11 protein-coding genes are annotated in these 11894 nt (G+C 35.2%); 6 read left to right on the top strand and 5 right to left on the bottom strand.

Annotated features, from left to right (window positions below; genetic code table 11):
• Positions 1–5 precede the first annotated feature (5 nt).
• A complete protein-coding gene (locus HMPREF1252_RS04520; protein WP_023059531.1) occupies positions 6–797 on the bottom strand; it encodes an SDR family oxidoreductase in 792 nt (263 codons plus the stop codon).
• A 330-nt stretch (positions 798–1127) separates the two neighbouring features.
• Between HMPREF1252_RS04520 and HMPREF1252_RS04515 the strand changes: the two genes are divergently transcribed.
• The 4 genes from HMPREF1252_RS04515 (at position 1128) to HMPREF1252_RS04500 (ending at position 6664) form a co-directional block, all read left to right on the top strand.
• Positions 1128–2852, top strand: a complete 1725-nt coding sequence (locus tag HMPREF1252_RS04515; protein ID WP_023059524.1) for an S-layer homology domain-containing protein — start codon at positions 1128–1130, stop codon at positions 2850–2852.
• A 121-nt stretch (positions 2853–2973) separates the two neighbouring features.
• Positions 2974–4263 (top strand): four-carbon acid sugar kinase family protein, encoded by a 1290-nt coding sequence (locus HMPREF1252_RS04510; RefSeq protein ID WP_023059522.1) that lies wholly within the window; start codon positions 2974–2976, stop codon positions 4261–4263.
• An 8-nt stretch (positions 4264–4271) separates the two neighbouring features.
• Positions 4272–5267 (top strand): 4-hydroxythreonine-4-phosphate dehydrogenase PdxA, encoded by a 996-nt coding sequence (pdxA, locus tag HMPREF1252_RS04505; protein WP_023059550.1) that lies wholly within the window; start codon positions 4272–4274, stop codon positions 5265–5267.
• Positions 5268–5290: 23 nt separating this feature from the next.
• Positions 5291–6664 (top strand): GntP family permease, encoded by a 1374-nt coding sequence (locus HMPREF1252_RS04500; RefSeq protein ID WP_023059543.1) that lies wholly within the window; start codon positions 5291–5293, stop codon positions 6662–6664.
• Between the two features lie 58 nt (positions 6665–6722).
• On the opposite strand, the gene HMPREF1252_RS04495 is transcribed toward HMPREF1252_RS04500, so the two are convergent.
• The 4 genes from HMPREF1252_RS04495 to HMPREF1252_RS04480 all read right to left on the bottom strand — a co-directional run bounded on the left by HMPREF1252_RS04495 (position 6723) and on the right by HMPREF1252_RS04480 (position 10372).
• Entirely contained in the window at positions 6723–7154 is a 432-nt protein-coding gene (locus HMPREF1252_RS04495; RefSeq protein ID WP_023059537.1) for a DUF3021 domain-containing protein, read from the bottom strand.
• 8 nt (positions 7155–7162) lie between these two features.
• On the bottom strand, positions 7163–7603 hold the full coding sequence (locus HMPREF1252_RS04490; RefSeq protein ID WP_023059515.1) for a LytTR family DNA-binding domain-containing protein: 441 nt from the start codon (positions 7601–7603) through the stop codon (positions 7163–7165).
• 164 nt (positions 7604–7767) lie between these two features.
• Complete coding sequence (locus tag HMPREF1252_RS04485; RefSeq protein ID WP_023059560.1) at positions 7768–9450, bottom strand: hypothetical protein; 1683 nt, start codon at positions 9448–9450, stop codon at positions 7768–7770.
• Positions 9440–10372: an AAA family ATPase gene (locus HMPREF1252_RS04480; protein WP_023059562.1), complete on the bottom strand. Its 933-nt coding sequence runs from the start codon at positions 10370–10372 to the stop codon at positions 9440–9442. The genes HMPREF1252_RS04485 and HMPREF1252_RS04480 overlap by 11 nt, the downstream gene beginning before the upstream one ends.
• Positions 10373–10662: 290 nt before the next feature.
• Here HMPREF1252_RS04480 and whiA point away from each other — a divergent pair, with 290 nt between their 5' ends.
• Positions 10663–11589, top strand: a complete 927-nt coding sequence (whiA, locus tag HMPREF1252_RS04475; protein ID WP_238318186.1) for a DNA-binding protein WhiA — start codon at positions 10663–10665, stop codon at positions 11587–11589.
• Positions 11579–11845 (top strand): HPr family phosphocarrier protein, encoded by a 267-nt coding sequence (locus HMPREF1252_RS04470; RefSeq protein ID WP_008901024.1) that lies wholly within the window; start codon positions 11579–11581, stop codon positions 11843–11845. The genes whiA and HMPREF1252_RS04470 overlap by 11 nt, the downstream gene beginning before the upstream one ends.
• Positions 11846–11894 lie beyond the last annotated feature (49 nt).

The raw sequence follows: 11894 nt of genomic DNA, 5'->3' as shown, positions 1-11894 counted from the left end.
TCCGATTAATCTAAAGCTCTATCAAGATGACAATATCCACCGTCAACATATACCCATTGACCAGTTGTATGGGAAGCTCTTTCAGAAAGTAAGAATACTACAGTATCAGCAATTTCTGAAGGTTCAGTCATTCTGTGTTCAAGAGGAATTCTATCAGTGATTAGAGAAAGTCTTTCTTGTTGAGCCTTTTCATCTCCAAAGGTTTTAATCCAATCAGCATAAAGTGGAGTCCAAGCTTCTGCAACTACAATAGCATTTACTCTAACGCTATCTTTTATAAGAGCAGCTGCCCATTCTCTAGTAAGACCTAGAATAGCTCCCTTAGCAGCAGCGTAAGCACTAGTCTTTCCTTGACCTGTAAGAGCAGTCTTAGAAGAAATATTTACGATTGCTCCCTTAGATTTCTTTAGATATTCTACTGATTGATGAACAAGTTCATAATAGTGAGTTAAATTGTTGTGAAGAGAATGTTCAAATTCTTTCCAGCCATTGCTTTCCAAATCTAAATTGTCATTTCTTCCTGCGTTGTTTACAATTGCGTCAATTCTTCCGTATTTTTTAACAACATCTTCAACGATTGGTTTTATTTCATCTGTATTATTTAAGTCGATGAAATAGATTGAATATTTATCAGTTATTTCTTTTAGTTCTTTTTCAAAAGGTTCTGCAGCATCATTCTTTCTATTTAAAACTACAGGGATCATTCCTTCTCTAGCACATTGTAAAGCAATTGCTTTTCCTATACCTTTGAAACCTCCTGTTACAATTACAACTTTTCCTTCTAAACGTAAGTCCATAATGTCCTCCTAAAAATTCAAATTTATTTTTTAAATTTCGTAAATAGGAATTTACTTCGCATTTACGACTGTAAAGAAATTATCTCACAGCAAATAATAAATTACAATAGGGAAAACAATATTTTTTGCAAAAAATTTATTTTAAAAATTTATGTATGGGATGAAATAGAGATATTTTCAAGTTTTGCATTAAATTATTTGAAAACAATTTCTTAACCTTTAAAGAAATAAAAAGTATGGAGTAGAAATTTTCTTTCTTAAAAATGAAGTATTAGCTCTCTCTGTTTAACAATTGATAAAATTAGGTAAATATGATGTAAGAGGTGGATTATGAAAAATTTTAAGAAGATCATATATTTTCTAATTTTAGCTATGTTTATTTCTATTCCTTCCGGCGCATTTGCAGCGGATAGGATCGAGCTTAAATTTATAGAAAATAAAAATTTACAAGAAAATAATAGGGCAAACCCTAGATACTTAGTGGAGCTTGCAAAGAATGAAATGGTGGGCAGAAGCTCTTCAAAATATGTGGATGGTTTCTATTTTATAGTTGAAAGAGGAGATGTCTACGCAATCATTCCTAAGGCTTCAGAAAATTTTAAATCAAGGGTTGGTATTTCTTACTATGGAAATGGAGATTCCAAAGATTTAGGCAACTTCACCACATCTGATAGAGAACAAAAAATATTTGTGGGCTATGGATACTACGGTGGAGAATATAAGATGAGTATTGAATCTGTTTCTTTCGATGGAACTACCATCTCCACAGACAGTGTCACCTACAATGTTGGAAAAGAAACGAAGAGCACTTCTGATTTTTATCAAACTAGGGACGATGATATTGCAAGAAGACTTGCTTCAGAAGTGAGATTTAAAAAGACTGATAACGGATATGAAATCACAACTCCGAACCTACCTAAGGGATATAGTGGAGAGCTTCAAGTAGAAGTTTCAAAATCAAAATCAACTGGTAGAATGAATTTGAAATTCGAAACTGAAAAGACTGTCTACTTCACAGAAAAAGATTTGGACTTAGTGGAAGCTTCTGCTATGGTAAAGATTAAGAATGGAAATAGAACTGTGGTGACAGATTTTGCATACATCTCTGACTACATCGAAATCAAAGAAAATAAGGGATTTAATCTTCTAAATGAAGCGTCAAACGCATTACAACAGGTTAGATTTTACATGCATGAAGGTAGAAAATTCGTTACCATTCCAGCTAAGACAAATAATTTGGAAGCGACTTATAAAATCTACACTCCATATGAGAGAGATGCCAGAGTAATCCAAGCAGAAGACAAGGTGTTGGAATATCCGTTAGATGGATGTGACAATTGCTACATGGTTGCAACTTACAAGACATATAACACATTGGTTCTAGAAAAAGGTATAGAAGGATTTGGCAAAAATCCATTCCACTACACAGATTTTCCAAGAACTAAACTTAAAATGGAAGATTTCAACGCAGATAAAAAGAATACCACTTTCAAGACAGAAAATGTAGTAGATGTTAAGAAGAGTGCCAATCTATCTGATATAAAAGGACATTGGGCAGAAAAAAATATCGAAAGATTCGTAAAAGAACAGATAATTATGGGATATCCTGATGGAACTTTTAAACCAGAAAGACCTCTTACTTATAGAGAGGCTCTATCCATGATTAAAAGACTTGGAGATAAAAATTTGGTTGGTCTTTCAGTAGTTAAAAATAGTAATCCGAAATTCGTAAAGGGAACTTGGGGAGATGATGATGTGAGATTCGTCCTTTCAAGACTTCCTAAAAATATTTTACAAAATGTAGATTTGGAAACAGAAGCTAGAAGGGATGAAATTTCCTATGTAATGGCTCATTTCTTCAATTACAAAACTGGCAAAGAAAATGTAAATAAATTTAAGGATGAAAGGGATATAAATTATTTAAATGAAATCGAACTTTTAGTTTCAAATAAAACTATTAGTGGTTATCCAGATGGGACCTTTAAGCCGACAAATAAACTAAAGAGATGTGAATTTGTAACCATGATTTCAAATATACCAAATTTCACAAAATAAAGGGGGAAATACCCCTTTTATTTTTTTGCAAAATATATAGAATCATGAGAAGTGTTAACTGTATTGAAGATGAATATCTTTAGATGGTATAATTAAGGCAAATACAATTATGGAGAGTTAAATGGTAAAATTTGCAATTATTGCAGACGATCTTACTGGATCTAACGCCACCTGTTCACTACTGAAAAAGGTGGGGCTAAATGCTCTTAGTATGATTGATTTTGCAGAAGAAGTAAATGAAGACATAGATGTGGTAAGCTATAGTACACTTTCTCGAGCTGTTCATCCTGAAGAAGCATACCAATGTGTAAAAGAAGCTCTAAAGTATATGAAAAGCTTAAATCCTATGTTTTATTCGAAGAGAATAGACTCTACTATGAGGGGCAATATTTCCTATGAAATAAATGCTTTTTTTGAAGAGCTTCCAGGATATATGGGGATTTGTGTCCCTGCATTTCCAAGCAGTAAAAGAATTGTTATAAATGGAACTATGCTTGTAGAAGGAAGTCTTTTGACCAATACGGACGCAGGAAGAGATCCGAAGATGCCAGTATCAAGCGACAATGTGGAGGAGATTTTAAAGGACGGACTAAATGGAAATATTAAGTCCATAAATCTTTCGGACATTGAAAAAGGAGCTACACATCTATCCCAACTTATCAAAAAATACTACGACGAAGGAATTAGTCTATTGGTATTTGATGCAGTTTTAGATAGTCATTTGGAGATAATCGGAAAAGCAGTGTTTGAATCTCATATAAAATTCTTCTCTGTGGATCCGGGACCATTTTCAATGCACATTGCAAGATCTATTTTGGATAAGGAAAATCTACTTAGCAAGGTGCTTATGATCTGCGGTTCTGTCACTGATATAACTATTAAACAGATTAGAGATTTACTAAATAATCAGGATGTAAAAGTCATAAAAGTCTCTGCAAAAAACCTCATTGACGAAGACAAGAGGGATTTGGAGATAAAGAGTGTTACTAGTAAAGCTGATTTAATTTTAGAGGACAACAATCTTCTTCTCGTGACCACAACGCCTTTTGAAGAAGGAGATAAGAGGCTTGACCTGGTAGAAATATCTAAAGAGAGAAATATTACAATTGATGAGATTTCCATTTTAATCTCCAGTGGGCTTGGAGAAATTGGCAAGGAAATTTTAAATAGCAAACATTCTTTCGCAGGAGTCTATACCAGCGGAGGAGATATTACGGTAGAACTTGTGAAACTTTTAAATTCTGCCGGAATTACAATTAGAGAAGAACTAGAACCACTGGTTGCCTATGGAAGGTTAACCGGAGGAGCGTTTGATGATTTGAGAATAGTAACTAAGGGTGGAATGGTTGGAGATGCAAAGACTATGGAAGTCTGCCTAAATAAACTTTCCACTGAAGTAGAAGAAAATTAGGAGGAAGTATGGAAAGACCTATTATTGGAATACCACTAGGAGATCCGGCTGGAATTGGACCGGAAATAACCGTTAAGACATTTGAAGAAAAGAGAATTTGGGAAGTTTGTAGACCATTTTTAATTGGAGATCTTTTCGTTATAAATCGTGCAATTGAAATTACAAACTCAAAACTAAAGGTAAATGTCGTATCTTCAGTTGAAGAAGCTAAGTTTGAAGAAGGAACCATCGATATGCTCGACCTAGATATTGTAAATTCAGATTATGAATTTGGAAAGGTAGATGCGAGATGTGGACTTGCTTCATTTAAATATGTTGAGAAGACCGCTCAACTTTGCATGGAGAAAAAACTAGATGCAATGGCAACCACTCCAATTAACAAGGAATCACTAAGAGCAGCAGAAGTGCCATATATCGGACACACTGAAATGCTCGAAGAAGTATCAGGAGTTCATGATCCTCTTACCATGTTTGAAGTGAACAATTTAAGAGTGTTCTTCCTTTCAAGACACGTAAGCCTAAGTAAGGCAATAGAAATGGTTAAGTACGACAGAGTCCTTGACTACATCATAAGATGTTCAGAAGCTATGAAGAAGCTCGGAGTTGAAGGAACTATGGCTGTTGCAGGACTTAACCCTCATTGCGGTGAACATGGACTATTTGGATACGAAGAAGTAAATGAAATCGAACCTGCAATTAAAGAAGCAAGGAAGCTTGGATATGATGTAGTGGGACCTATTGGAGCGGACTCAGTATTTCACATGGCACTGGAAGGAACATTTTCATCCGTTCTTTCTCTATACCACGACCAAGGTCATATAGCTACGAAGACCTACGATTTCTACAAGACCATCGCAATCACAAACTCAATGCCATTTTTAAGAACTTCTGTAGACCACGGAACGGCTTATCCAGTTGCAGGTAAGAATATTGCATCTGCCGTTTCAATGATTGAAGCAGTAATCCTTGCGGCGAAGTACGCCCCAAAATTTAACCATAAATAAAATATAAAATAAGTGAGGACCATATGGAGAATTTCGTTTTAGACGGTACGAGAATGCTAATCGCTCTCGGAGTTGGAATAGTATTTCTAATGCTTATGATCTTAAAGACCAAGATACACACATTCTTGGCGCTGATAATAACTGCTGTATTCGTAGGAATTGCAGGTGGGATGCCACAGGACATGGTAATCTCCGCAATCAGTTCCGGATTTGGTTCAACCCTAGGTTCCATAGGAATCATAATTGGATTTGGAGTTATGATGGGACAGATCTTTGAAGCTACTGGAGCTGCAAAGACCATGGCGAATACATTTATTAAAAAACTTGGAGTCAATAAAGAGGAAGAAGCACTGGCGATCACAGGATTTTTAGTTTCAATTCCAATCTATTGTGACTCAGGATTCGTAATCCTTGCATCACTTATAAAAGCTCTATCAAAGGCGAGCAAAAAATCCATAGTAAGTCTTGCAGTTTGTTTGGCAGGAGGATTAGTAATCACCCACTCACTTGTGCCACCTACACCAGGACCAGTTGGAGCAGCGGGAATCTTCGGAGCAAATGTCGGCCTTGTAATCATCTACGGAATGATTATAGCAGTGCCTATGCTTTTAGCAGTATTGGCATATGGAAAATGGCTTGGAAATAAGATCTACCAAATTCCAGGAGAAGATGGTGAATGGATAAGACCTGCTTTAGGAGAAAATTTAGGAGCAGTAGAAGTAAAACTCGATGAAGAACTTCCTTCAGCTACAAAATCTTTTATGCCTATAATAGTTCCAATTATTTTGATACTTCTATCTACAGTTTCAAAAGCTTTGGGAGTGACAGGACAAGCGAGCGTATTTTTCCAATTCTTCGGCACGCCGATAGTTGCAGTTGCCATTGGACTACTTCTTGCAATCTTTACCCTTGCATCTCATATGGAAAGAAGAGAAGTTATAAAGGTAATGGAAGTTGGGATAGAATCTGCGGGAATAATAATCCTTATCACTGGAGCAGGTGGAGCCCTAGGACAAGTGCTAAGAGATAGTGGAGTAGGCAACCATATTGCAGAAATCATAAAAGATTTAAACGTACCACATATACTACTTCCATTTATAATTGCAACCATAATAAGATTTATTCAAGGATCAGGAACGGTAGCAATGCTAACAGCAGCATCTATAACTGCGCCGATAATGGCAAGTCTAAATGTAAATCCGGTTATGGCGACCTTATCAGCCTGCGTTGGTTCACTATTCTTCAGTTACTTCAACGATAGTTTCTTCAACGTTGTAAATAGAACCATCGGAATAGAAGATCCAAAAGAACAGATAAGAGTCTGGTCAATTACAACAACCATCGCTTGGGCGGTAGGACTTGTAGCGCTACTAATATTAAATATGATTATTGGATAAAATAAAAGACGAGGGAAAACATCCTCGTCTTTTGTGATTTAGTAATAAAAATAATCTTTTAATTTGCTAATTTTCTATTTACATCATCAATAGTTTTCTTGGCTGAAAGATAGTAGATAAAAGAAATTACTAAGTAAACTATTACAAAGATTATTAGTGAGTAGATTAGGGCTCTTGTACCATCGTACCATTTTAGATAATGTGCGGCACATAAAAAGTAGATAGCTAGCACTGCAAAATGGATAATTTGTTTAGGTACAGTATGATTTTCTTTAAGCTTTAAAATTATTGAAAAAAGTTCAGGCACCAATCCAAAACCACCATAGACCATGCATTGGACAATCTTTGCACTTCCTGGTTTTAAACTTTCTACAAATTCAGGAACTCCTATTATATTTTCTCCGATACCTAGGGATATAAATGCTTCTATCAAAGCTCCGATACCAATCCCAATCATAAATGATCTAATAATTCTTTCTATATTTTTCATAAATCCTCCTATAATCCCAAAACCCTTTTAAATTCTTTTAGATTTCTACGGGAGACATAGCTTATATCTCCGTTCTTAAGCTCCACGGCTATGGTACCTGTAAAAGATAAATCGAGTCTCTTTACATAATCAAGATTTACTATTTCAGATCTAGATATTCTTATAAATTTGTTTTTATCAAGCCTTGCTTCAAATTCAGAAACATTTAACCTTGATTTATAAATTCCGCTTTTAGTCTTTACGAATACATTTTTATCTTCTGCGTAGATTCTAATTATTTCATCAAAGGATAGGATGAACACTTCTTCATCGCGAAAAGCGACTACTTTATCAATGGGGTTTCCTTCTAGCATATTTCTTAAATTTTCAATCTCTTTAGAATATTCCTTGGCGAAGATCTTAACGGAAGTTTCGTCTAAGGATTCATCGATTATTATTTCAACCTTCATAGCCACCTCCTAATGATTATTATAGACTGCTTGTAAATCAGTTTCATCTGTTTTGCGATAAGTGGTAGAAATATTGGGATAAGCGGTAAAAAAAGACTGTTAAACTATAATTCATTTAAAAAGTTTTAGCCCATTAAATTTCATAGTAAAACAGTCAATAGTTTTTATTCAAGTTTACTTGCAACGGATTTAAAGAATAGTCCTACGATTTGAGAGAATCTACTCATCTTCGTAATATAAGCGAAGTCATTTCCATAGATGATCTTTTCGCTATTTAGATCCTCTAGCTCTCCTGTGAATACTCCGAGGACATTGATGCCGATGTTTCTTGCATTCATAACTTCCATGGCAGTGTCATAAATCGCCATATTTCCCACATAGTCTTCTGCATCCAGCTTCTTCTTGCCGAAGCTTGCTATATTTACTTCGTCATTTGGCTTACCATCTGAGAGTACGATAAGTATCTTTCTCTCTGCAGAAGATTTCTTCATCAGGTGAATCATCGTCTTTATTGCGAGTCCGTCTCTGTTTGAGCCGGAAGGATAGTATTTAAAAATTTCTGAGTTTTTGTATTGTGAGTCTTCGTAATCTCTAAACACATTTAAAACCATGTAGTTGAAGAGATTGTTAAATCCGACCACCCGAGTCTTTACATTTAATTCAGAAAGCGCCTGGGCAATTATATACCCTTGAGTTGCAACCTCAGATGCCCTTTCGTGTTGAGATGCAGACGAATCGAGGAGTATATCCACACGAAGCTCTCCATAATCATTTAAAAATTCTTTCTTGAACACTCGATTGTCGCTAGTTCTATCTATCTTCCAAAGTTTCGATGGAACCACTTCTCCAGAGCTTGAAATAATCTTATAATGTTCAGACTCTTTTAAAAGGGAATTTTTAATGGTCTCTTTTAGACTGGTGATTCCTCTCTTGTAAGTGAGATTATTTAGTTTGAAGAATTCTCTATTCGAAGATTTCTGTTCATCGATTAGACTTTTGTAGTAGCTTTCACTTGGAAAATCTCCCTTGGTCATGTGGATTTTGATTCCTCTGTGGATACCTGTGCATACTTGGCTTTCCAAAATATGAGCGTCTGTTATGGACAAAATATTTTTGCCAAAATGTTTTTCTACAGTCTTTTGAAAGTCGCTTTCGCCGGTTTCTCCTTCCACAGTCTCCATGACCACCTTTAGATTTTCATAGGATTCTTCAAAGAACTCTGAACTCATAATATTATATTTTTCCAGTTGGAAATCTTCCAAATAATTCTTAGATGTCGGTTTTGATTTTAAAATTTCTGGATTTTTCTTCGCTTCTTTTAAAGTCTTTTCCATTTTTTCAATGGAAGTTGTATTTTCAACGTGGAAGTAGGATTTAAAAATACTAAGAAGCATATCTATTAAATCCATAATACTTTTAATTTTTACGCTGCGAATCTTCTTTAAGATCTCTACAATATTTTCGTGAGTCCTTGGATAGGATCCGTCTTCCGTTTCGTAGTACCATTTTAAAATTTCATCTGCGAAACTCTTGGGATTTTTACGAATAGCAGAAGATTTAAAACTCTCTCTATAAGATTTAAGTCCGGGTCTTTTTATTAGAAGCTCATCCTTTAAATTCTCTTCTAAAATTAGAAAGGCGATGGTCATGATGTCAAATCTATTGGTGAGATTTAAAATATTTTCCTTTGCAAAATTTATAAAAGCTTTAAAATCATAGACTTTATAAGCATAGGCTATGAGGGAAACCTCGTAGAAACTATTTCTCTCGAAGATTTCAAAACCTTCTGCCAGATAGTCCTCCGACACAGTCCATACAAGGTTCTGTCTTCTTATCTTATCTAACAAAGATATCACCAGGATTTATAGTACTACTAAACAATGTGCGGTACACATCCATTACAATTTCTTTTTCATAGGAGTCGAAGGATTTATCCATAAGACCCATTTCGAGAGAATTCTTGATGCTAAGTCCACGCTTCATAAGTTCCAATGCGGAGATAAGTCCCCTTAGGTCAATTGATTTGGAACTGATTTCAGAATTTAGAGACTTTTCTTGCAAATCTTCAAAGAATTGGGAGAATAATTCCACATATTCGTCCTTAAGTTCGCCTTCAACCTTTAGAATTTTCTTCAAATATTTCTTTTCGATAGTCGGCATATTAATAACTAGAAATCTTGAAACCAATGCTTCGTTTAGATCTCTAGTACCGATGTAGCCATGGTTCATAGTTGCGATAAATCTCGTAGCTTCGTGAAGCTTCAAACGATTGTAACCAGGCACATCGATGACCCTTCTATAGTCTAGGGCAGAGTGAATAACGGAAAGAGTTTCATTCTTCGCCATATTTATTTCGTCAAGAATTCCAAAACCTCCGAACTCAGCACATTCATAAACAGGACCCTTCTTAAGAGTAACCTCACCAGATTTAAAAGTATCTGAACCGATTAAACTTTCCGCATCAGTATTAACATTTAATGACACGGTCCACATAGGTCTATTGAAAAGTAGACTCAAATTTTCAGAAAGTACGTTTTTCCCAGTAGCCTTTGGTCCGGATAAGAGAATGTGAAATCCGGAAAGAATAGCGGTGATTGCCTTGTTCCAAACGTCACTTCCGTAGTAGATAAACCTTGGACTAGCCACACGGTCCATTACAGAATCATCTAGTTTATAAAATTTTCTAAAATCGTCGATTTCTTTAAGAAGTCTTTCGTCGATTTCTTCTTCCTTTAAAATATCTATTAAATCATTTCTATTTATATTCATTTAAAATTCCTCCAATGGTATTATACTAGAAAAGTAAATATTTAAAAAGAAATAGTTTAGCCTCTTCACTAAAAATTGAAAACATTGTCATAAATTTATAAAAATGTGATTTGGATCATATTTTTAATAAGAATTATTTGATAAACACAAAAGATTTTTGAACGGGCAAACTTTTGTGCAAAGAAAAACCTTTTCAAAAAAATTATTAAATTGCTAAAAACACTTTTATTTTGTCTTTAACTTCTGTATAATGATAGTAGTTTATATTGAGGTGTTATATGAGTTTTTCTATGAGTGTTAAAAATGAAGCTGCAAAGGTAAGCGTAAGAGAGGGCTACCTAGTTGACGCTGAGCTTTGTGGTCTTATAAGTACCTGTGGATCCATCTCCATTGCACAAGGAAGACTCGTGGTAAGTTTGAGCACCGAAAATGCACCGGTGGCGAGGAGAATTTTTACTCATCTTAAGAGTTTTTATTCCGACGATGTAAATGCCAGTGCAAGGAAGAATGTTAAACTTAAAAGAAACATTTACACAATTAGTTTAAGTGATGATGCTGCCATTAGAAAACTGTTGAATTTCTGTTATGGCGAGGGAGATTTCTCTATTTATAACGAAATTTCTCCAGACCTTTCGGATTCGAAATCTAAGCAGGCGTTTGTGAGGGGTTGTTTTCTTGGGGCAGGCTCGGTTACTAATCCGAGGAGAGGTTACCATTTTGAAGTTGTGTTTTCCAATAGGGACGCTGCTGATATTTTAAAGAATATTCTTAATGAATATCAAATTTCAGGAAATATTATTGAGAGATCTGACAAATTTATCTTCTACATAAAGGGTGCAGAGATGATCTCAGATACACTGACGGTCATCGGTGCCAATAGAAGTGTGCTGGAATTTGAAAATGTGCGGGCGATGAAGGAAACTCGCAACAACGTAAATAGAATGGTAAATTGCGAAACTGCAAATTTAGAAAAAATAGTAAATTCATCTATTGAACAGGTAAATGATATTATGTATATTGACTCTATGATTGGCCTTGAGTCTCTTCCAGATTCTCTTTATGAGCTTGCTAAACTAAGGCTCGTAAATAGAAATGCTTCTCTTAAGGATTTAGGTGAGCTTCTAAATCCAAAGGTTGGGAAGAGCGGTGTCAACCATCGGATGAAAAAAATACGAAACATAGCTGATGATTTAAGGGGGGAATATGATGGTGACTAAGAATTTGGTACTTACAAATGAAGAGGGACTTCACGCTAGAGCGGCGGCACTTTTTGTGAGGACTGCAAATAGATTTCAATCTGAGATTACACTTTCTTTAGATGGAGAAGAGGTCAACGGCAAGAGCATCATAGGGATTATGTCGCTTGGAGCATTTGAAGGTGAAGAGATCACAATCAAGGTGGACGGTCCAGATGAAGATGAAGCGATAAGTAGTCTTGCAAATTTAATAGAAAATAAATTTATAATTTCTTAAGAGCTTTTTATAAGCTCTTTTGTTTTTTTAATGAGATTTAAATTTTGCG

Origin of the sequence: Peptoniphilus sp. BV3AC2 (assembly GCF_000478945.1) — a bacterium.
GTDB lineage: Bacteria > Bacillota > Clostridia > Tissierellales > Peptoniphilaceae > Peptoniphilus_B > Peptoniphilus_B duerdenii.
The sequence above is the reverse complement of the archived record's forward strand: the minus strand, read 5'-3'. Positions and strand labels throughout refer to the sequence as shown.